Genomic DNA, 22812 nt, shown 5'->3' with positions numbered 1-22812 from the left:
TTCCATGTCTGTATATCAATTTTCCCTGCCTACTAAGTCTGGGGAATTACAATCCTTACAAACTTATGAAGGTAAAGTTCTTATCATTGTTAATACGGCGAGTAAATGTGGGTTTACTCACCAATATGAGGGGCTAGAAGCTCTTTATAAGCAATATAAAGAGCAAGGATTAGAAATTATTGCTGTTCCTTCCAATCAATTTGGAGAGGAAGAACCTGGTTCTAATAACGAAATCCAATCCTTCTGCAAATTGAATTACGGTGTCACTTTTACAGTTATGGGGAAAGCAGATGTACGCGATGAAAGTGCATTAGACCTTTTTAAATACATGATACGAGAACAACCGTTCCAAGGCTTCCCACCTAGTGATAAAACTGAAATGCTTACAGATTATCTCAATGGTATCGATCCTAATTATTTAAAGGACGATGAGGTAAAGTGGAATTTTACTAAGTTTGTTATAGATCGTAAAGGTAATGTGGTAGGGCGCTTCGAGCCTGTTGTTAAACCGATGGAAATGGAAGCTTTCATTAAAAAACTTATTTAGTAGAGTTATTAGTATGGTAAAGAAAAGAACCGCTAGTTTTTGTGCCTAGCGGTTCTTTTGCGTATATAAATATATATTTATATTTGTTTATATATAGTAATGTAAGGTTATTATGTGAATAGGAAATAAAAATTTCCTAGGAGATTTTTTGGTATCTTTATGGGCTTAAAGTATGTTTTGAGGCTCATCCTCAAAGATAAATCCCGTCATCGATAGGGAGCCTAAACTATAAGTTTGATTAAATACAGTCGGTTTTGTACTTTCACTAGCGCCCATAATATAAATTAATGGCAGATAGTGATCTGGTGTAGGTGCTGCATAGCTAGCCTGAGGATGTCGAGTGTAATTAACAATAGCATTTATATCGTTTTCTAAGACTGCCTTAGAAATGTATTGGTCAAACTCAATTGTGGCGGAGGTGCCGGATGGATTATCCCATTCTATGCGTCTTAGATTATGAACGATATTACCGCTACCCATGATAAGATAGCCTTCATCGCGTAATGACTGAAGCTTTGTGCCTAATTGATAGGCTTCTTTTGGGCTCAGGTATTTGTTGATAGATAGTTGGACAACTGGAATTGATGCATCAGGGAACATGTGAACTAACACGGTCCACATGCCGTGATCGATGCCCCAAGTGTCATTTATAGAAACGGAGTTACCTAGTAATTTTTGTACTTCTTTCGTTAAATTGCTGTCTCCTTTGGCAGGATAGACAACTTCGTAGAGTTCTTGAGGGAATCCATACATATCGTAAATTTGTTTTGGATTCTCTGCGCTTTGAATGTAGGTGCCATCTGCATACCAATGGGCGGAGATAGCAAGTATGGCTTTTGGTTTGCCATAGTTGTTGATTATATTTTGTCCTACACTTTTGAAAGTAGTTGTTGTTTCTGTATGTTCTAAGGCCATCATGGGACTGCCATGGCCTACGAATAATGTTGGCATGCGTTTCATAATATCACCTAATCCTTCAATTGATAATGTGTAATCTGTTTAATGCTGTAAAATTGATACAATTGTTTAGCTATAAATGTTGATGACTAAATCTAATAGTTATTGATTTACCAACCGATAATTGTATTTAGTTAGTGAGTTTATTATATATTGGTGCAAATATTTTGAATAGTAGAATTATTTTAGATAGGTACTATCAAAAGTGATAGAATTATTATAAATACTGATTAAAATTTTTTTCAAAATAATTTGTACCCTAAAAAAAGATACTGTAAAATGCTTGCAATATGATAAATTTGTGATATGATTTGAACTACATTAGAAAGACATATTTCTAATCTTGAAATGGAAATAGTAGTATAGCTATACATAGTTGAGCTTAGCAATAGAGGTTTAGCCTTGTTATAACTAGCTACTTAAGCTATATAGAGAAGGAGAATTACAATGGCAGAGCAACTCGTAAATGTTCATGATTTAGTGGGCCGCTGTCCTTTTGCAACGAGTCAAAAGTTATTAGCCGGCAAATGGTCTTTGTTGATCATGCATGAATTATCTGAAGGTCCTGTGCGGTTCCGTGAACTAGAGCGAAGATTATATCCAATCACGCAAGCAACTCTTACAAGAGCGTTGCGTCAAATGGAGGATGATGGCCTTGTACATCGTGAAGTATATGGTACAATTCCACCTAAGGTTGAATATAGTCTTACCGAAGTGGGGGCCGGTTTTAAAACAGTTCTCGCATCCCTTGAAAATTGGGGCAACCAATATATTGACTATATGAAAGCCGCTGGCCGCATGTAAGAAATGCCAGCGGCATTTCTGCCCTATTACGATTAAACATATGTGGCACTATATAGATTTAAGAAGGAGTTAAAAGTCCTTTATATATATCATGATAATCTTATATAGGTATCCATAATTCGTTACATGTGTTATATAGAGCTCTTTGTACGAAGTATGAAAGGTCTTTTGTTTATGCCATGTATTAAGAAAAATATGGTATAATAAAAAATACGAATGATATAAATTCTCAATAAACTAGAGGTATTGATAATAATGTTACATGTTACTTTTTTGGCGCATAGCGGATTCCTTGTAGAGGATGGTAAGCGTTGCTATGTGTTTGATTATTATAAGGATCCTAATAATATTGTTTGGCAATTGGCAAAACGAGGTCGTGAACTTTGGTTCTTCGTGAGCCACACTCATGGAGATCACTTTAATCCGTCCATTACGGAATTTGATGGTCCTCAAACGCGCTATATTTGCCATCAAGATGTGCCATTAGAAGGCAAGGTAAAAAAATGTATTACCATGCGTCCTGGCCAAGATGCGATATTAGATGATGTAGGCATCCATATGTATGGCAGCACCGATGAAGGCGGTTCTTTTTACGTAAAGACAAATACGGCGAATATCGACTCTGACTCTATCTTCCATGCAGGCGACCTTAATTGGTGGCATTGGCTTGGCGATACGCCAGAAAACAATGCGGATGCAAAGCGTATGGCTTGGCGTGAGTTCAAGGAATTAGACGGCTTATCCGTAGATGTAGCGATGTTCCCAGTAGACAATCGTCTCGAAGACGCTATGGAGTGGGGTAGTATTGAATTTTTGCGCCGTGTACAGGTGAATAAAGCCTTTATTCCAATGCATTTAAATGGTCCATTATGGGTACCGTCTGTATACTTTAAAGCTCTCTTTGGGGAGGTGCCGATTTGGGAACCTCAAAAAGATGGCGATGAGGCTACTTTTTAGATTGTAGATATAATTTGTGAAAGTCCGTAGGTCTCGAGGTCACTACGTTATATAGGGATAGTCTATATGCGTAATTGAGTAAGTTAGGATCAAGTGATGATGAAAACCAAACCAGTGGCAACCACCCTATTGGTTGTCATGGCTATTATATTTTTAATTTCATATCCGCAACGACATGATACATTTTGGGCCTTTATCATGCATATCTCTGGAGCAGCTATGATAGGTGGCCTCGCGGATTGGTATGCAGTAACGGCTCTCTTTACGAAGCCTTTAGGCATTCCTTTCAAAACGGCAATCTTGCCGCGCAGTAAGGAACGATTAATTCAGATAGGCCGCACTATGCTCAGCGAAGAGCTATTGCGCGTGCCACAGATGTATTATGCTATCAAAAAAGAACGCGTTATGGTCCGTATCGTTGAATACGGCATGAGCGATGTGGGACAAGTTCAAATTCGAAATCTCTTGTACGGTGTGGGCAATCAAGTTTTATCTCATATGGATATTGAACCGATGCGCCAAGAGATTAATAAGGCCATTTATAAGGGGGTTACAAACTGGAAAGCAACACCCCTTGTTATTCTCTTTGGTCGTTGTATGCTAGAACGTCACACAGCAAGCGTGTTTTGGCTTTATTTTAACCGCACATGTCAGCGTGTTATCGCATCAAATCAGGTATACCCGTATTTGTATCGCGTCATGCTAGACATTATGAAAACTTATACAAAGGATTCTTTCTTTCGTGAATTGGCTATCGCCTTTGGTGGAGATGGACTTTCACCAGAACGATTGGTAGAGACGGTACAGAAAAAAGCCGTTCAGTTCTTGAAGGAAAATGAATCTATCGATTCTGCATTGGGACGCTATGTATGGGGCCAAGCAATTCGATTCTTCAATAACCTAGAAACCAATACAGAATGGCAAGCTTTCATCGAAGAACATAAAAATCAGTGGATTAGAATGGTTCTTGAAGAATGGGAAGGCAAACTTATCGATGGGGATACATTGGACTGGAAACGCCTCATGGACATCGTTATCGATCGCTTTAATGTGCTCGGCACCGAAATTTTGTTGAATCCAGATAAGCAGGCGCCGTTTGAACGGTTCTTCTTGTTGCGTAGTATTCCGTGGTTGCAGAAATTGAATCCGCTCATCGACAGTGTGGTAGGTCAGGAATTATCTCGTTACTCGCCTGATGAAATCACTCAAATTGTTCGTGGTAAAATGTACTATGACCTTCAAATGGTGCGTATTAATGGTTCCCTTATAGGCGCTGTTCTTGGCGGCATCTTATACGGTTTGACCATCATTGTAGAGGGGGTGCTCAAATGATTAGTTATTTGAAATCCCTTACCTTGAAACAGCGTGCTAATGGCATTCTAGGCTTGACTGCTGTATTGTATTGTTTTGCTTTTGTAGGACAATTTTTCTTTGGCTATGAAAGTTGGTATCAACCGTTGTACTGGGCTGTTCAATCTGCCCTCATCGGCAGTGTGGCTGACTGGTTTGCTGTAACGGCTTTATTTCGCAAGCCACTAGGCTTCCCATATCATACAGCGCTAATTCCTCGCAATAAAGATCGCCTCATTAATGGTGTCATTAAACTTGTAGAGACGAAGATGCTTACCAAGGAGCGTTGTAAGGTATTATTGAAAAATGTGCAATTTGTGCCATTGTTTGAAAAGTTCTTGTTGTCTCCTGAGGGGCAGAGAGCAGCGCGCCTTGTGATTCATCAAGGACTACACCTTTTATGGAAATCTCAAACTAATGAAGAATGGGCACAATGGGGGGCAAAACGCATTCGCGGGTTGCTTCAACAACATTCTCTCGTGCCTGTTTTGAAACACGTATTACTCGATTTATGTGAGCATAATCGCTATGAAAGTATGGTTGTGCAAGTTTTAAACGTGATTCAAGAACGGATTAATCATCCAGCTATGGTTACCTGGCTTACCGCTGTCGTAGCAGAAGAGGCACATAAGAAAAAGCGAAAAGGCTTCTGGTCTGATTTCCTTATTTCTATGTCCGAAGCTACCGATGTAGTAAACTATCAAGAAATGGCAGAGGCTATTGTCCAAGAGGCCTATGCTATGCTGGAAAGCTGGAAACGACCAAATAGCCCTGAACGAACAGCTTGGTTGCGACAATGGGTAGAACCAATTCGTAATATTGAAGAGAACCATGAAGTCTGCGATGCTCTTGATGAAGCGTGGGAACGTTGGATTCGCGAACAAGATTGGGAATCTGTTATCGAAAACCATTTATGCCCTTATATAGAAGAACTATTGCTCGTAGGGGATGAAAATGGAGAGACGCCGGCTCAGGTTTTAGTTAATATTGCTCTTGAATTATGGAATGTATACGGTCAATCAGAAGATCTTAGAAATCGTATTGAAAAAACCTTACACGATATTGGCGACTACGTACTTGAACAAGGGTATGACCTCATTGAAACTATCATACGTCAAGTATTAGGTGGCCTCAGTACAGATAAATTTATTTACTTTATTGAATCTAAGGTGGAGGATGATCTCAGCTGGATTCGTATTAATGGCGCTATCGTTGGTGCTGTAGCGGGTCTGCTTGTATGGACCTTCTTAGAATATGTATATATGCCGTTTTGGCAACAATTTGTAGGCTAAAGTTAATTATCTATAATAAGTTGCTTTAAAACTAAATACATAAAAACTAGCATATAGAAGGAGCTTCTATATGCTAGTTTTTTATGGTTTAATTAATTTCTACATTATGGACTTTTGGGATTAAAATTGATATAGAAAAGGGACTGACCATTGGTCAGTCCCTTTTCTGTTATTCTTCCGTTGTGTTGTACGGCAATCGTACTGTAAATGTAGTCTTTACTTGTGGTTCACTCGTGGCTGTTACTGTGCCATGGTGTAAGTTAATAACTTTATTTACAAAGTATAGACCTAGACCTATACCGTGATTAGATTTTTTGTTTCGCGATTGTTCCGTCTGATACATACGATCCCAAATATGATCCAGGGCTTCAGGTTCGATGCCAATACCATTATCTGTTACGGTAATGACTAAGTCTCTGCCTACGAGTTTAGCCGAAATATCAATAGTAGAGTTTGTAAACTTAATGGCATTGTCCACTAGGTTTGTGATAGCTCGACGTAATGATACTTCGTGAGCATTCATATGTAAATTAGGCTCAATGTGAGATGTAATCGTAATCTGTTTATCTGTATTTTCTGTACAAAGTCTTGTATAGTCGTGCACCATATTGGATAACATCAATGATACATTGACAGGTGCAAAGCTTAGACCTTGTGCATTTTCAAGGCGGGCTACATCAAGCAGTTGGCTTACAAGATTAGTCATGAACTTGGCTTGCTCTAAGATATGTGCTAAACCTTCCCGTAAATCTGCTTCCGTACGACCGTATTTTAAAGCAAATTCACTTTCTGCTTTAATAACAGCAATTGGTGTTCTCAATTCATGAGATACGTCAGAACTAAACTGTCTTTCACGATTGGAAGAATCCTCAAGACCTGAAATCATACGGTTAAACGTTGTGGTCAGTTCGTAGATTTCATCTCTTGCCGTGCGAGCAGGAATGTCGATACGACGGCTCAAGTCGTTGTTTTTACCGATGACTTTAGCTGTTTTCGTCAAAGTTCGGACGGGCTTAAGTCCTTTTTTGATAAAAAGATAACCACCTAGGGAGGAAATTAGTAAGAAAATGATATTTCCTAATAATAGGCTGTATAAAAGGTTTTCCGTCTTTTTAGAGGCTGTTTTTACTTTTGTAACAGCACGCAAAATACCACGATAGTTTGGTTCATTGACCGGCGTATCGTAGTAGTAGAAGGTATCATCACCTGCAGCAATTTCACCAACTTGGCCTAAGGAAAGAATTGTTTGGTTTGGGAATCCATCTGGCAAGGCCCCTTTAATAATATAACCGTCTTGAGTTGATACAAAGAAGAAGGTATTATCTTGGTACGGTTTAAATTTGCGGATATCCGTAGCCATAATCATCGCTTGCTGCTGTAAGCGCTCGCGCACTTCTTTGTTATCGGATTCATGTGTATATGCGTAAATCCATGCGGATGCAACCATCAAAATGATAAGCAAAAAGATGGTATACCACGACATAATTTTAAAGGTTAGGGGCAGCCGATTAAATAAATCGGTGGCTGCCCCAGACATGGTATCTAGATCTCGGTGAGGATCATTAGTTTTCTGTTTTGAGGACATACCCTACTCCACGAACCGTTTGAATGAGTTTTACATTTTCATCAGTATCAATTTTCTTACGCAAATTTTTAATGTATACGTCGATAAGGTTAGAGTAGCTTTCATAATCGTATTCCCAAACATGGTCAAGGATTTGTTGACGAGATAATACGATATTTTCGTTACTTGCTAAATAGAATAATAGGTCAAATTCTTTTGCAGTCAATGTAATTGTTTCGCCGTCGCGTTTAACTGTACGTTGAGGAACATTGATGGTAAGTGGACCTACATGGATATCGTTTTGTGCATGACGCGCATTACGACGAGCCAATGCATAAATGCGAGCAGTTAACTCTTCAAGATCGAAAGGTTTTACAAGGTAATCATCCGCGCCAGTGTTAAGGCTTGTAACTTTATCTTGTAAGGAATCTTTTGCTGTTAAAAGCAATACCGGCGTTGTATTACCGTCGTTACGCATTTGTGCAAGAGCACTGATACCATCGAGGATTGGCATCATAATATCCATTACAATAACGTCATAGCTGGATGTGTTAACGTAATCGATCGCTTGTTGCCCGTTGAAGCATGTATCAACTGTCATATTCTCTGCACGTAAATATTTAGCCGTGATACCATTCAGCATTTCTTCGTCTTCTACAAGTAAAATTTTCATTCTCTGTTCTCCTTATGTATGATTTAAAAATATAGCTCTCCAACTACATTAATTATAGTCATTATATATATATATAAACTTCCTTTTTTTGAAAGCTACAACACCATATAAGGTGACTATATATATAATATTATATAACTTATTTATCTATTATCATACCTTATACAATAGTAATGAGCAAAAGATGAATGTACATGCGAGTTTACAAGACTTTTCTTCATCTTTAAAAGCCTTAAAAATGGTGGAAGACAGAAACTTAATGAATTCTGCTAATGAATAAAATCTAACTATATCGAAGATTGCCGTATGCGCATAGATGAGGATGATTTTATCGATTTTAGATGATGTGCGATAAATCACTAAAAAAACTTATGATAATTATTATCACAGGAATAAATACTTGTTATGAGCGGAGAAAAACGATAATTTTCGATAATTAAATTCGAGGTGAATTTGGTAGGAATTTAATGGATATTAATTATTATAAACGGTTGGCAATGATTAAAAATCTAGTGTTTATGCGGATTATATAGCTACCAAAGGAAATAAAAAAGTAGAAAAATTTCGGAACCGAATTACTTTCGTAAAATCCTTAACTTCTTGTAAAAATTATTCATATAGGTATTTTTTTGACTCCTCTTTTTACCTTAAAAACACTAAGTGAAATAAATTATCAATTAGATTAATCAAAATTAATTATGCATAATAGGGTTTAGACATGACCTGAAATGCTCTCTATAATTATAGGTAAAGGAATAAGAAAAATCGCATAAGTATGGGGTTTTTCTTGAAAGAAAAATGATTAGGTTATCAAAAATTTTTATAAGTTTTTGAAATGAGATAGTCTAACAGGTTTCTTATTAATAGGTAGTTATGAGGAGGTCATTATGGAACAGTTTGATGTTCTAGTAGTAGGTAGCGGTGGCGCTGGTCAACGCGCGGCTCTTGAAGTAGGTCGTCGCAAAGGCTTAAAAGTAGCTCTTATTACTAAAATTTTCCCAACTCGCTCTGCAACAGCAATGGCGCAAGGCGGTGTAAATGCATGTTTGAACAACGTTGCAGCTGAAGATACAGTTGAAACTCATACTTTTGATACTGTAAAAGGCTCTGACTATCTTGGCGACCAAGATGCAATCGAATTCTTCTGCTCTCGTTGCCCAGAAGGCGTACTTGAAATGGACCACATGGGTGCTCCATTCTCCCGTACTGAAGAGAATAAAATTGCGCAACGTAACTTCGGTGGTCAATCCTATCCACGTACTTGCTACTCTGCAGATAAAACTGGTCATGTTATTTTGCACACAACTTACGAACAATGCTTGAAAGAAGGCGTACACTTCTTACAAGAATGGTACCTTTTAGATCTTGTTAAAGACGCAAATGGTCACGTTGGTGGCGCAGTTGTGTGGAACATGAAAGAAGGTAAAGTAGAGCAAATTAAAGCAAAAGCAATTATCTTGTCTACTGGTGGTGCAGGTCGTATTTTCTGGACTCGTACTACAAACCCATTCCTTTCCACAGGTGATGGCATGGCAGCAGCATTCCGCGCTGGTAATGGCTTAAAAGATATGGAAATGATCCAATTCCATCCAACAGGTCTTGGTCGTACTGGTATCTTGATGTCCGAAGCGGTTCGTGGTGAAGGTGGTTACCTTCTTAATGCTGAAGGCGAACGTTTCATGAAAAAATATGCGCCTAATAAAATGGAATTGGCATCCCGTGACGTTGTAGCGAAAGCCATCGAAGATGAAATCGCTGCAGGTCGTGGTTTCGGTTCTGGTCTTAACGCATACGTAGTAGCTGACCTTCGTCACTTAGGTCCTGAAGTTATTATTGAAAAACTTCATGGTATCCGTGACTTGGCTATGACTTTCGAACATTGCGATCCATTGACTCAACCGGTACCTATTCGTCCAACATGTCACTATACAATGGGTGGTATCGACGTAGTTGACTACAAAACTTGTGCATGTGAAGTGCCTGGTTTGTTCGCTTCTGGCGAAGCATCTTGTATCTCCATCCACGGTGCGAACCGCTTGGGTGGTAACTCCTTGGCAGACGGCGTAGTATTCGGTAAAGTATCCGGTGCTGGCGCAGCTGATTATGCTGAAACACATGAACAACCTAACGTAGATGCGGAACTTGCTGCAGCTGCAAAAGCTTGGGAAGCTCGTTTCACAGAAGTGACATCCCGTGAAGGCGGTCGTCCGGTTGTAGAAATCCGCGATGCATTGGCTGATGCAATGTGGAACAAAGTAGGTATCTTCCGTAATGAAGAAGGTATTACTGAAGCCTTAAAAGAAATCGAACAATTGATTGAAGATTATAAAACTTGCTATGTAGGTGACCCTGAACGTACTTACAACATGGCATTCGTAAACTATTGTGAAATTGGCTCCATGTTAACAGTAGCAAAAGCTATTGCTATGGGCGCTTTACACCGCCGTGAATCTCGTGGTGCTCATATTCGTGAAGACCATCCTAAACGTAATGATGAAAGATACTTAAAACATTCTTTGATCAAATTAGGTGCTGACGGTCAATACGAATTAACAGAACGCGACGTAGTGTTCACTAAATACGAACCACAAGAAAGGAAGTACTAAGATGAGACAAATCACCTACCATATTCACCGTTACCAACAAGGTCGCGCGTTTGTACAGACTTTCAAATTCGATTACGAACCTGACCGTACAATCCTCTGGGGCCTTCAAAAAATTAAAGATACTCAAGATCCAACATTGACATTCTTGGCAGCTTGTCGTTCCGCAGTTTGCGGCGCTTGCTCCATTCGTGTAAATGGCGAAGCGATGCTCGGCTGTGAATCTAAAATCGATGAATTAACAGAACGTTATGGCACAGACGAATTGACAATCGCTCCAATCGGCAACTTCCGTGTTATCCGTGACTTAGTTGTTGATTGGGAATCCAAAGTTGATCGTTTGAAAACAGTTGCTCCTTGGATTTTCCTTAAAGCTGAATTCAACGAAGGGGACAAAATCGTTCGCCAAACTCCAGCTGACTTCAAAAAATTCGTTGCTGGTACAGAATGTATCCTTTGCGGTTGCTGTGCGTCTGAATGTAACAAATTGACTGCTCGCGAAGACGACTTCTTAGAACCATATGTATTCACAAAAGCTAACCGTTTCGTATTGGATAGCCGTGATGATGCACCTATGGCTCACATTCAACCTGCATTCGACAACGGTCTTTGGAAATGCGTTCACTGCATGAACTGTATCTCCCGTTGCCCTAAACACTTAAAACCTGCTCAAGACATTTCCAACTTGCGTAAAGAAGCTACAAAAGCTGGTCTTACTAACAGCAAAGGCGTTCGCCATGCAGTTGCTTTCAAAGAGGACCTTTACAAAACTGGTCGCTTGAAAGAAGTTTCTATGAGCTTGAAATCTGATGGTGTTGTAGATTCCGCTAAACAAGCATTCTATGCATTGCGTTTGTGGAAACACAGCAAAATCAACCCATTTGAACTTGTAGTACCTCAAAAACCTGTAAACGGTATTGATGGTGTTCGCAGACTTATGAAAGCAGCTGAGGAGGTAAGCAAATAATGAAATACGCATTTTTCCCAGGTTGCGTTCTTGAAAGCGCTGCCAAAGAAGATTACTTAGCAACAGTTGCTGTAGCTAAAAAATTAGGTATTGAGTTGGAAGAACTTGACGGCTGGACTTGCTGCGGCGCTTCCCACGTTCAAGATATCGCTCCAGAAGTTACACTTGCTACAAACGCACGTAACATTGCATTAGCAGAAGAAAAAGGTTTAAACCTTCTAACTGTATGTAATACTTGTACTTTGATGCTTCGTGAAGCTAAAAACGAGCTTGATGCAAACGAAAAAGAAAAGAACGAAGTTAACAAAAAATTAGCTCAAATTGGTAAACAATACCGCGGAACAACTGATATTACTCATTTCTTATGGGTATTGATCCGCGACTACGGTTTGGACAAATTGAAAGCTAAAGTTGTTAAACCTTTAACTGGTTTACGTGTAGCTGAATACTATGGTTGCCATATTCTTCGTCCTCAAACTGAACTGGGCTTCGAAGATTATCAAATGCCTACATCTTTAGCAGATTTGATCTCTGCTATCGGTGCTACACCAATTGACTTCTCCCGTAAACTTGATTGCTGCGGTTTCCATGCTGTATACCCTGCACATGATTCCGTAATGCAAATGACTGGTTCCATCAACAAAGATGCAGCTACAGAAGGCGCAGATTGCGTAGTAACTCCTTGCCCACTTTGCCAAATGCAACTTGATATGTTCCAAAAAGAAGCTAAAGAAGTTGTAGGCGGTGGCAAAGATATGCCAATCTTGCATATGTCCCAATTAGTAGGTCTTGCTCTTGGCATTTCTCCTGCTGAAATGGGTATGCCTAAACGTCACTTAACTGATACTGCGGCAGTGACAAAATTTGTAGGTTAATTCGTTTGATTTAGGCATGATCAGAGTTGATCTATATAATAGTCTGAATCTAAACCTATTATCATAATTACCAGAAGAACCCCCTAGCTTAGGCTAGGGGATTTTTCTTTTTTATAAATAGAGCTCCAGTAATGTTAATGGTAATAGTAATAGTAATAGATTTGGATTTAAGTGTACTGAAATATTAATCGTGAAATATATATAAACCGATAAATGTAAAATAAATACAGTAAAATACTAACTTTATAAATAAATTTGATTTTGATATCGATTGATAATTGTAGTATAATAAGTACACAAATTGTATACACTTATATGAGTAATAGCTAATATGTTGTAATTTATAAATTATTATAATGCTATATATACTAGACTATACAATATAAATTTGGGAGATATTATATTGGAAATGCTAGTTATTATGCTTTGAGAGGGCGATTAGCATTATAGAGTGTATATACGGGGGAAAATAATGAATGATATGCTATTAGAATATATCGATCGAATGATTGATCAAGAGACAGAACATCGTGTTTTTTCTGTGGATTTTAACAACAAACAGTACTTTGTAAAACAGGATATAAGTAACCATCGCTCTAGTTGGATTAAGCCCGCACCTAGAGCTTCTTTTGATTATGAGTTTTACAAGATTTCTTTTGTGAATACGCAATTACCAGTAGCTCCTGTTATTGCTGGTTTTAGAGAACATTATTTTGTTACAGAAGATTGTGGCAAAACGTTAACATATTATAGCCAATTGCCTGCTCAACATCCAGAGGATGATAGTTTGCAAGATATGTTAAGTCATATTTTTTATATGTTTGGCAAGACATTGGGTCGCTTGCATGATTATGGTTTAAGTCATGGTCGTCCTGCCATGCGCGACATTACTTATGAGCCAGAAGAAGATAAGATTACTCTGCTAGATTGGGAGAATAGCCGTCGTTGGCCTGAGTTTACACCGCAAGGCTGGGATTTACTCATCTTTGTTCACAGTTTTTTCCGAGAGGATAATTTACCTATATGTTATCTATATGCTATGATGAATGGCTATAGCTCAGCTTGTACAGCCCGTGAGACAGTTCTACATATAAAAGACATTCTGGGTAAACATGAATATCTTTTTAAATTCTGTCGTATGTTAAATCCTCTACATTTTGTGGACACTGAAGCCGCTGTTAAAGCATATGACTTTATGTTGGCTTTGAAAACCGAATAATATGTATATGGATAGTACTCATAGTAAGAGCACTTTATAGACCTTTACCGGTGTTATCTAGATTGATAAGCTTCTAGATAACATTAGGTAGAGGTCTTTTTCTATTTCAATTCATAGTATTACAGTCAGAGTTCAGCTACTTTCACCATAAGTACCTTAAATAACGGCAAGAGGGTTGTCGAATGAGGGCCTCAGGAATATAAGAGGGTGAAAGGAGGTGATACGATGGCTAATATTAAACGCACTAAATTGGTGTTGCGTTTTAACATCGGTACCGAAGATGCGCCGAAGTACAAAGACGTAACCTATACTCGTGTTGCGGAAGAAGCGTCTGACGATAATGTGAAAATCGTTGGTAATGCGCTGGCAGCCTTGTATGACCACAGCTTGTCCGACGTGGTCCGCGTCAATGAAGTATCCTTAGGGCATTAAGTGTAGGTTTTCTACCATTTTGTTTTAGGTGTTCCAAACACATTTTTAATTGCTGGTTTCGTACATTCTTATATAGTCGTAAAAAGGTGTAGAAATAGCAAGTCCACACATTCCCATCCTTATTGATATGAATCGAAGATAGGCATATTTGTAAATTAACTTGTTTATATAGTCTATTTAGATTCGATGAACTTGTTTATGAAACGTGAAAGGAGGCGCCCACATGGCGGAAAAACGCGTTGTATATCTTACATTTTCTACGGTCGGTGGTAAAAGCACATCAGTCACAATTAGTGCTCCTCGTGCTGGAATTACTTTACAAGATGCTAAAACAGCGGCTAATGCGTTAGTGGCTAACAAAGTCATTCTTGGTGCTGGTGATGCAGAATTAGCAGCATTTACTACGGCTCGTGAAGTAAAGACACAAACTACTGAATTGCAATAGTACTGATTATGTACGATGTGATTTGAAGAGTATAAATCTAATAGAATAGAAGTATAAAAACGATCTTGATAACATCAAGGTCGTTTTTATTTTGTGCTCTAATTGAGATGAAAATTCAAAAATATTTCAGATTAATATCTTATAATTTTTATAATATCTTTTAATATATAAGGTTTTTATATAGTGTTGGAAAATCAATTATGATGTGATAGACTTATTAAGTGATTTTGGTTATCAGTTTAAAACAATTTGGTTTAGTTGAAAAGAGTTTGTTAGGAGCAAAAATAAGTTTATAGAATTAAGCTGTTAATAAAGGAGGTTTACGATGAAAGAGGCTTGGGAATTATTTTTACATGGTGGATTTGTTATGTGGCCGTTATTAGTGGCACTTATCATTGCCGTGGCCATAGCAGTAGAACGGGTTGCTTATTATCAACGATTGAAACATGAAATGTTTGCTCTAAATGATGCCTTGGAAGAAAGCGAAATAAATTGGCAATCTTTACTTACTACATTAGAGTCTAAACACACAGCTAATATTTCTTATAACTTGCCTCTTGTACTTGGACAGTGTCAGGATCGCAATGTATTGCAATCCAAAATGGAGGATATGGTGGCTCATGTTTATACGCACGCTTCTCGTGGTCTCGACTGGCTTTCTACCATTGTTACGATGGCACCATTATTAGGGTTGCTTGGTACTGTAACGGGGATGATTGGTGCCTTTCAGGTATTCGGTGCTGACGGAGCGGTGCCTACTGCTATTACCGGCGGTGTGGGGGAAGCCCTCATCGCAACAGCTTCCGGTCTTTGTGTAGCCATAGTGGCACTATGCTTTCATGCTGCTTTTACTCATCATGTGCGCATGACGATAGCTCGTTTAGAAGATTCATTTTCTCGTATTCTAGATTCTTATGATCGGGGGCATGCTGCATGAAACGAATGAGCCGTATGGAGGGAGAAAAGCCTACTTTAATGGTTATCCCTATGATTGATATCATCTTTTTCTTGCTCGTATTTTTTATGATTAGCACCATATATACGATTCCGCAACAATCTTTGTCTATTATGCTACCGAAAACAAAAACACAGCAGTCCGCTGAGTTGCGACCGGTTTTAATCGATTTTGAAAAATCCGGACAGTTGATGATCGATGATGGGTATGTGACGAAAGAACAGCTTATTAGCTCTGTGAAAGCCAAGATTGGAGAGAATAAAAATCAAAATTTCCTTATTCGTGCCGATAAGGATTTGAGCTATGGCAAGGTCGTGGAGTTAATGGATGATATGAAAGTAGCCGGCGCTGCAAGTATTAGTATTGCCACTGTTAATAAATAGGTGATGCTATGCCGAAAAAATATGTAGATGTGTGGAAATACCCACATATGACCTATAAAAAAGCCTTTGCTATTGCTACTATTATCAGTGTTGTTGCGGTTGGTGCTGCCTTTGTTTCCTTTTCTGATTACATCGAATCTCAAATGACCGGATCTTTGCAAATTAATTTTCTAACGGAACAGGAAGCGGAGAAACAAGTAGAAGAAATTAAAGAGCAGATTAAAGAAGAGAAGGTTCATGAACTTCAATACCAAAAAGAATTGGAAAATAATAAAGTTCAACCTGATAACGGTGGAGCCGGTCACGGAGGACAAAATGGGAACTCTGCTGTTCCTACAAAAAGTGATGTAAGTACGTCTAGTCAACAAGCGCGTGCTGGTGAAACAGGTACTATTAAACAATCTTCTGTCGGTAGCAATACGGGGAGTGGACTTGTCGGGCCTGAAGGTCCTGGAATTGGGTATGCATCAACAGGAAGTGGAGAAGGGCTTAGCGATCGTGAGGGTACAGGAGGCACCGAAGTAGATGTCGGTGGTGGCGGCACATTTAGTTATGATGGATATTGGAGTAATTTACAAAGTGCAATTAATAGTAATTACCCTACAGATGCATACGCTATGGGAATTCAAGGTGATGTAACACTAAGAATTTATTTTGCCCCAGGTGGCAGTGTTGCCAGTGTGGAAGTTCTTAATTCTGATGATCCTATATTAACAGAACATGCTAGGGAATATGCTTATAGTGTAGGCGGTGCTGAAAATTCTACAGGTATACAACAATATGCAGATATCACAATTCACTATAATTTATAAGTATAATGAAAAACTAGTATCTTTATGGATACTAGTTTTTTTATATGTATATATATTACTTTGATAACATAAAATAATATTGATAGTTATTCCTGATGAATATATAATTGAGATTAGATATCGTTTTATACTATTAGAGCCCTAATATATTTTCTGGAGGTGTGTGATGAAAAAGTCATGGGCAGCACTATTGTGTGTTGTATATCTAACGTCTGCTGCAGGTGTGGTAGGTGCAGAAAATAATAGTTCTACAAGTGTAGTTAGTATGAATGAATCTCAAAATAATACGAGTGATGAGCAGTCGAGACGTATGAAAGATATTACGGTTACCGCTACTCGTACGGAGGCTTTAGTTCGCGATGTGCCAATTGCGACAACGATTATTTCACAAGAAGAAATTAAAGATCGCCAATATCGTAATTTAGAGCAAGCCTTACAAAGTGTGCCAGGCATTGCTTTCAGCACCGATGCCCACGGTGGACAAAATATTACGATGCGTGGTGCCGAATCTCGTCATACATTAATTCTTATTGATGGACGACGTGTTACGGGAGAATTGACGAAAACGAGAGCTAACGCCATGGGCTGGCTTCGTCAAGGCATGGATAATGTGGAACGCATCGAAATAACGCGTGGTCCGTCGAGTGCCCTTTATGGTTCTGAGGCGAACGGTGGGGTTATTAATATTATTACAAAGCAATCTAGAAAGCCAAGTGTAGAGGTTAATACTGAAATTTCTCGTCGTGATGCATCGAGTGCGACAGGATATAACTTCAATGTATTGGCTCGTAGTGGGCAAAAAGGAAAGTGGAACGGATCGATTGGTGCAGGTATTCGCAGGAATATAGCGGGTAATAATGATTCTGGCTCGGATAATAATTATCATGGTGATCGGATACCGCTTCATTTTGACGTATCTTATCAAGCGGGAAAAAGGGATAAATTTTCCTTCTTTATAGATCGAGAAACTGAAGACTTGGATATGAATACGAAAAAGGGTAGCTCATTAACTCAATCGGTTGATAAAAATACGACTACTACAAGCACAGGTCTTCGTTGGAATGGTCGTCGCGGTCGGTCATCGCTTATGGTGCAGTCTTACTACAATCATTATAAAGACACCTATGATCAATATAAGCGCACGGGTGGCATAAAAAAACTATCCATTTGGGATGAATATTATAATAAAGAATGGATTACAGACGCACAGGTTAACACATCAATCGATAAGAAGAATCTCTTGACTTATGGCGTTCAATTCCGTCGTCAAGAAGCGATTAGTACGCGTATTAATAACGGCTCCATTGCATGGTCAAGAACTCGAGAAGGCATTACAGATACTGCGGGTAAGGCAACCATTAATTACGGTAGTTACTTTGTGCAACATCAATGGAAACCTAGTCGTAAATGGGTAATCATTCCTGCTGTTCGCTACGATACGTCAAATGCATTTGATAGCCATTGGTCGCCTAAGATTGGTGTTACCTATAAAGCAAATGATAGTCTTCGCTTTAAAATGAACTATGGTGCAGGCTACTCCACACCTGGTATGACGGAAATGTATCATCATTGGCTTATGGCATCTAATGTGCCAAGAGGGCGATTAGGGGCTTTCGATATATATTTGCAAGGTAATCCTAATTTGAAACCTGAAAGCTCTTATAACTTTGATTTCTCCGTAGAAAAAGATTGGAAACGGACAAATGTTAAGGCGTCCTATTTCCACAATGTGATTAAAAATTATATTGAAAGCGGTGCCAATCGTATTGATATGGCAAATCGCCGTATTTATGTTTCGTATTCCAATTTACCTCGTGCTGTATTGCAAGGTGTGGAATTATCTGTAAATCATAGACTCAATGATAAATGGGATGTATTCGGTAACTATACTTATTTGGATGCGAAGAATGACGTTACCCATAATCGTCTGTTAAACCGTGGTCGTCATGTATTCAGTGGTGGTGTTAATTATCATCAAGGTCGCTGGACTGGCGCGTTCTGGGGTAATTATTACATTAATTACCTCGATGGCATCGATGCTATCGTTGTTAACCCACGTCTCAGCATTCCGAAGAAGAAAAACATTCAAACTTGGAATGTTATGGTGACTCGTCAGTTGAATGATAATGCATCCATGTATGTAGGGGTTGAAAATATATTTGGCGAAAAACAAGACTTACGGGATATTCATGGCGCTACTTATCGCATGGGCCTTAACTTGCGTATGTAATAGTGAGATATTAATGTACGCATGAAATGCTGAGGCCTTAATGTATGAATGAAATACATGCATATGTATTGGTGTATGTAATATAGTGGCATTAATTTGAAACTATAATGTATGAGGTTTAGCTTGCATAAGTAATCTGCGAGGTGATCATTATCAATAAGCCGTTATTATGTTTATTGGGGCTTGTTACTGTTGTGGGGGCTTTCACTACGGTTATGAGCTTTGAAGGCCAGCGAGAGGTATTCAGCGAGGCTGGTGCTATTCAGATTGAAGATGATACGAAGCAAATTGTGTCGCTGCCAAACATAGCAAGTCGTGTAGTATCCATTTCTTCGGCGGATAGTGAATTGCTCATCACTTTAGGTGTTAGCCCCGTAGGCGTAGTAAATTCAAGGGAGTTACCGACAGAGGTGCAGGCTAAAATTGCACAGTATCCGAATATGAATAGTGCTGTATCTCCAAGTATTGAACGAATTATTATGTCCGACCCGAATCTCGTTATCGGCATTGCCATGCCGTTTCAAACGGCATTGCGCAAAGCTTTTAATGCGAATCATATTCCTAGCTTTTACCACTTATCCTCCAATTATGATAACATCATGGACCATATTCGACATGTGGGCACCATGACTGGTCATGATAGGGAGGCGGCTGCGTTGGTCCAGAAATATAATGATATCCTAACGAAAATCATACAGCGTCATAAAGATGAGTCTGCACCGCGTGTCCTCATCGTTTTTGGGACACCTACGAGTTACCAACTAGCCTCCAGTAAAACATATGTGGGAGATATTTTCCAAAGATTAGGGGCAAAAAATGTGGCTGATGTATATTTGCCGCAGGATGTATCGGAGAATGCTTTGGATGGATATATTCCGCTTAATCTGGAGACGATGGCCGTTCTTGATTGTGACAAGGTTATCTTGATTAATCATGGCAGTAGCGGTGAGAAAGATATAGCAGCTTTTAAAAAGGCTTTTAAAACGCCGGCATGGCAGAATGTACCTGCTGTTGCTAATGGGAATATAGAGGTCTTGCCGGGTCCTTTGTTTGCGTCGGTGCCGACCGCTCGAATGGATCAAGTGTTATTATATGCGGAAAAGGTGTTATATGGACAATCTCATTAATGTGCAGGAACGTCGTGGCTTACGCGTTTTTGTGGCTGCGCTGATTCTGTTAATAGTAGGGGTGTTGCTGAGTATGAAACTGGGCGCCGTTCCATTAACTTGGGGCGAATTATACCAAATCATAACGGGTGGCGACACATCGAAAATTGGTCAAATTATCATGACTATACGCTTACCACGTGTTGTAGTGGGCTTTTTAGCTGGCATGAATCTTGCCTTAGCCGGTGTGATTTTACAAGGTATCTTGCGAAATCCTTTGGCGGATCCCGGAATTATCGGCATTACCTCTGGCGGTGCTTTGGCGGCTATGATCATCATGATTCTCATGCCTACTTACGTTATGCTTGTTCCTATTGGTGCTTTTGTTGGTGCGTTAGCGGCATCGTTTTTGGTTTATGGGATTTCTTGGCAAGGTGGGCTCAATCCGTTGCGCCTTATCTTGGCCGGTGTGGCAGTAGCTGCTTTTTTCGGCGGATTTAATACGATTCTGTCTGTGTTTTATCCGGATCGTGTTCAAGGAACGGTGAGCTGGATGGCAGGTGGTTTTGTAGGGCGCAGCTGGGACGATGTGATGATGATCTGGCCTTATACGGCTATAGGAATTATTGGATCTATGATATCTATCAGATGGCTTACATTGCTTAGTTTAGGCGATGATACGGCGCGCACTTTAGGTGTGCATGTTGAAAGATGTCGATTGTCCTTACTCGTATTAGCTTCTTTATTAGCCGCATCAGCGGTGAGTGTGTCGGGAATGTTGGGCTTTGTAGGCCTTATCGTGCCTCATGTGGCGCGTCTCATTGTAGGTGTGGATTATCGTTATTTGATTCCTACGTCCATGGTTTTTGGTGGCATATTAATTGTTTATGCCGATACTTTGGCGCGCATGATGATTGCGCCTGGTGAAATCCCTGTAGGCGTACTGATGAGCTTTTTGGGTGCTCCATTCTTCTTGTATCTATTGAAAGGGGTGGGGCGAAGATGAGTGTGTTAACAGTCGATAATATAACGGTAGGCTATGGAAAACGATTGATACTGGAAAATCAATCCATCGTCTTTGATAAACCGGAAATAATATCTATCATCGGTCCGAATGGTTCGGGAAAATCAACATTTTTGAAAGCTTTGGCCCGACTTATTAAGCTAAAACAAGGCACCATATCGCTGGATGAAAAATCTTTACATTCGTGGAATACAAAGGAATTAGCGCGCCATATAGCTTTGTTACCGCAAATTACGACAGCCCCTGAAGGAATGTTAGTTGAGCAGTTGGTTCGATCCGGACGAAATCCGTATGTATCGATTTTTAAGGAACTATCTGATGCGGATTTAGCTGCTGTGGAGCAGGCGATGAAATGCACAGATGTATGGAAATATCGGTATCGGCACATAGGGGAACTATCCGGCGGTGAACGGCAACGCGTATGGCTTTCATTAAGTTTGGCTCAAGAACCAAATATTTTACTCCTCGATGAACCGACTACCTATCTCGACAGTCGTCATCAAATTGAATTGATGGAACTGGTTAAACGCACACAGCGGGAACGAAATATTATGGTCGTTATGGTACTCCATGATTTGAATCTAGCTTTGCGCTATAGCGACCGCATTATTGCCCTTAAAGAGGGTGCTATCGTAGGTGATGGAGCTCCGCATATGATGATGACCCCAGAGAATTTAGCAGAGTGGTTCGGTATTAAAGCGGATATTTTACAAAGCCCTCGTAGTGAAGAAACATGTCCTATATGTGTACCATATGGTCTTGCTTAAACAGAGGAGACTAGGTACCGTATAGCCAGTTAATTGTTAGCTATTTTTACTGAGATGTACACAATAGCAAAAAGGCTATTGTGAAAATTGCATACTGTTTATACCTTAAAGAGACCCCACTTGTGGTGAGGGTCTCTTTATTATGGTAAAATATATGGTATACCAAATGGTTGGGTGAAACTTTTACGAAACGATGTACAAGAATAAGTACATTATAGAACCTGGATGGGGATTTTTAGTGAGGTAAAATAGTGGAATATATTATTTCGTTTATGGAAACATATGGCTATACGGCCATGTTTATTGCAATGGTTCTAGAAAATGCTAACGTGCCTATTCCGAGTGAAATCGTACTTGGTTTTGCGGGGTATTTGATAGCTCAAGGCATATTTGATATGCATACGACAATGGTGGTAGGTATCTTAGCAGGGATTGTTGGTTCTATAGTATCCTACTGGATGGGTGAGCATGGTGGGCGCCCTTTATTATTAAAATATGGTAAATATATATTTTTTAATGAACATAAATTTGAACTGGCAGAAAAGATGTTTAATAAATATGGCGGTGTAGCTGTATTTTTTGGTCGACTTTTACCCGGTGTTCGTACCTTTATCTCCTTTCCGGCAGGAATGGCACGCTATCCCATGTGGCATTTCATCATCTGGACGGTACTCGGTACGATTCCTTGGACGATTTTGCTCGTTTACTTAGGCAAGGTACTTGGTGAAAATTGGCAAGACCTTATCGAGTACAATCATGAGTTCTTGATTGGTATGATCGTTGTATTTGTCATTATAGCTGCAGTACTGGGCTTTAGATACTATCGTAATCGTCGATAAGGAGACCCCTT

Annotated in this window: 22 protein-coding genes; 19 read left to right on the top strand and 3 right to left on the bottom strand. The window is 39.4% G+C overall.

Annotation, left to right across the window (positions count from 1 at the left end):
* The first annotated feature begins 4 nt into the window (after nucleotides 1–4).
* Entirely contained in the window at nucleotides 5–547 is a 543-nt protein-coding gene (locus VPAR_RS08760; RefSeq protein WP_004694635.1) for a glutathione peroxidase, read from the top strand.
* 165 nt (nucleotides 548–712) lie between these two features.
* Here the strand turns inward: VPAR_RS08760 and ygiD are convergent, their stop codons facing one another.
* The gene (gene ygiD / locus VPAR_RS08755; RefSeq protein ID WP_012864919.1) at nucleotides 713–1507 is read right to left on the bottom strand and encodes a 4,5-DOPA-extradiol-dioxygenase; all 795 of its coding nucleotides are present in this window, start codon (nucleotides 1505–1507) and stop codon (nucleotides 713–715) included.
* Between the two features lie 444 nt (nucleotides 1508–1951).
* On the opposite strand from ygiD, the gene VPAR_RS08750 reads away from it, so the two are divergent.
* The 4 genes from VPAR_RS08750 (at nucleotide 1952) to VPAR_RS08735 (ending at nucleotide 5907) form a co-directional block, all read left to right on the top strand.
* On the top strand, nucleotides 1952–2308 hold the full coding sequence (locus VPAR_RS08750; RefSeq protein ID WP_008714741.1) for a winged helix-turn-helix transcriptional regulator: 357 nt from the start codon (nucleotides 1952–1954) through the stop codon (nucleotides 2306–2308).
* A gap of 255 nt (nucleotides 2309–2563) precedes the next feature.
* Entirely contained in the window at nucleotides 2564–3265 is a 702-nt protein-coding gene (locus tag VPAR_RS08745) for an MBL fold metallo-hydrolase (protein ID WP_012864918.1), read from the top strand.
* Between the two features lie 96 nt (nucleotides 3266–3361).
* Nucleotides 3362–4597, top strand: coding sequence for a DUF445 family protein (locus VPAR_RS08740; RefSeq protein WP_012864917.1), 1236 nt, complete (start codon nucleotides 3362–3364; stop codon nucleotides 4595–4597).
* On the top strand, nucleotides 4594–5907 hold the full coding sequence (locus VPAR_RS08735; RefSeq protein ID WP_012864916.1) for a DUF445 domain-containing protein: 1314 nt from the start codon (nucleotides 4594–4596) through the stop codon (nucleotides 5905–5907). Before VPAR_RS08740 ends, VPAR_RS08735 begins: the two co-directional genes overlap by 4 nt.
* A gap of 169 nt (nucleotides 5908–6076) precedes the next feature.
* Here the strand turns inward: VPAR_RS08735 and VPAR_RS08730 are convergent, their stop codons facing one another.
* Both VPAR_RS08730 and VPAR_RS08725 read right to left on the bottom strand, forming a co-directional pair.
* Nucleotides 6077–7492 (bottom strand): sensor histidine kinase, encoded by a 1416-nt coding sequence (locus VPAR_RS08730; RefSeq protein WP_012864915.1) that lies wholly within the window; start codon nucleotides 7490–7492, stop codon nucleotides 6077–6079.
* Nucleotides 7470–8144, bottom strand: a complete 675-nt coding sequence (locus VPAR_RS08725) for a response regulator transcription factor (protein ID WP_012864914.1) — start codon at nucleotides 8142–8144, stop codon at nucleotides 7470–7472. The genes VPAR_RS08730 and VPAR_RS08725 overlap by 23 nt, the downstream gene beginning before the upstream one ends.
* A gap of 887 nt (nucleotides 8145–9031) precedes the next feature.
* Between VPAR_RS08725 and VPAR_RS08720 the strand changes: the two genes are divergently transcribed.
* The 14 genes from VPAR_RS08720 (at nucleotide 9032) to VPAR_RS08655 (ending at nucleotide 22801) form a co-directional block, all read left to right on the top strand.
* The gene (locus VPAR_RS08720) at nucleotides 9032–10750 is read left to right on the top strand and encodes an FAD-binding protein (RefSeq protein ID WP_012864913.1); all 1719 of its coding nucleotides are present in this window, start codon (nucleotides 9032–9034) and stop codon (nucleotides 10748–10750) included.
* A gap of 1 nt (nucleotide 10751) precedes the next feature.
* Entirely contained in the window at nucleotides 10752–11714 is a 963-nt protein-coding gene (locus VPAR_RS08715) for a succinate dehydrogenase/fumarate reductase iron-sulfur subunit (RefSeq protein WP_008714753.1), read from the top strand.
* Nucleotides 11714–12589 carry a CoB--CoM heterodisulfide reductase iron-sulfur subunit B family protein gene (locus VPAR_RS08710; RefSeq protein ID WP_004698224.1) on the top strand — a complete coding sequence of 292 codons (876 nt, stop codon included), beginning with the start codon at nucleotides 11714–11716 and terminating at the stop codon, nucleotides 12587–12589. Before VPAR_RS08715 ends, VPAR_RS08710 begins: the two co-directional genes overlap by 1 nt.
* Nucleotides 12590–13061: 472 nt before the next feature.
* Entirely contained in the window at nucleotides 13062–13808 is a 747-nt protein-coding gene (locus tag VPAR_RS08705; RefSeq protein WP_004694659.1) for a BUD32 family EKC/KEOPS complex subunit, read from the top strand.
* A 225-nt stretch (nucleotides 13809–14033) separates the two neighbouring features.
* Nucleotides 14034–14240, top strand: a complete 207-nt coding sequence (locus VPAR_RS08700; RefSeq protein WP_004694660.1) for a DUF1659 domain-containing protein — start codon at nucleotides 14034–14036, stop codon at nucleotides 14238–14240.
* Between the two features lie 223 nt (nucleotides 14241–14463).
* Nucleotides 14464–14685, top strand: a complete 222-nt coding sequence (locus VPAR_RS08695) for a DUF2922 domain-containing protein (RefSeq protein ID WP_004694662.1) — start codon at nucleotides 14464–14466, stop codon at nucleotides 14683–14685.
* Between the two features lie 325 nt (nucleotides 14686–15010).
* Nucleotides 15011–15622, top strand: a complete 612-nt coding sequence (locus tag VPAR_RS08690; protein ID WP_012864912.1) for a MotA/TolQ/ExbB proton channel family protein — start codon at nucleotides 15011–15013, stop codon at nucleotides 15620–15622.
* Nucleotides 15619–16023: an ExbD/TolR family protein gene (locus tag VPAR_RS08685; RefSeq protein ID WP_004698134.1), complete on the top strand. Its 405-nt coding sequence runs from the start codon at nucleotides 15619–15621 to the stop codon at nucleotides 16021–16023. Before VPAR_RS08690 ends, VPAR_RS08685 begins: the two co-directional genes overlap by 4 nt.
* An 8-nt stretch (nucleotides 16024–16031) precedes the next feature.
* Entirely contained in the window at nucleotides 16032–16835 is an 804-nt protein-coding gene (tolA, locus tag VPAR_RS08680) for a cell envelope integrity protein TolA (RefSeq protein ID WP_012864911.1), read from the top strand.
* A 166-nt stretch (nucleotides 16836–17001) separates the two neighbouring features.
* Entirely contained in the window at nucleotides 17002–19065 is a 2064-nt protein-coding gene (locus tag VPAR_RS08675; protein WP_012864910.1) for a TonB-dependent receptor plug domain-containing protein, read from the top strand.
* Between the two features lie 143 nt (nucleotides 19066–19208).
* Nucleotides 19209–20192, top strand: a complete 984-nt coding sequence (locus tag VPAR_RS08670; RefSeq protein WP_042466839.1) for an ABC transporter substrate-binding protein — start codon at nucleotides 19209–19211, stop codon at nucleotides 20190–20192.
* Nucleotides 20176–21177, top strand: coding sequence for a FecCD family ABC transporter permease (locus tag VPAR_RS08665; RefSeq protein WP_012864908.1), 1002 nt, complete (start codon nucleotides 20176–20178; stop codon nucleotides 21175–21177). The genes VPAR_RS08670 and VPAR_RS08665 overlap by 17 nt, the downstream gene beginning before the upstream one ends.
* Nucleotides 21174–21962 carry an ABC transporter ATP-binding protein gene (locus tag VPAR_RS08660; RefSeq protein ID WP_012864907.1) on the top strand — a complete coding sequence of 263 codons (789 nt, stop codon included), beginning with the start codon at nucleotides 21174–21176 and terminating at the stop codon, nucleotides 21960–21962. Before VPAR_RS08665 ends, VPAR_RS08660 begins: the two co-directional genes overlap by 4 nt.
* 251 nt (nucleotides 21963–22213) lie before the next feature.
* A complete protein-coding gene (locus tag VPAR_RS08655) occupies nucleotides 22214–22801 on the top strand; it encodes a DedA family protein (RefSeq protein ID WP_004694680.1) in 588 nt (195 codons plus the stop codon).
* Nucleotides 22802–22812: the final 11 nt, after the last annotated feature.

Origin of the sequence: Veillonella parvula DSM 2008, assembly GCF_000024945.1 — a bacterium.
GTDB classification, from domain to species: domain Bacteria; phylum Bacillota; class Negativicutes; order Veillonellales; family Veillonellaceae; genus Veillonella; species Veillonella parvula.
Note: the sequence above shows the minus strand (reverse complement) of the source record. Positions and strands in the feature narration are given on the sequence as shown.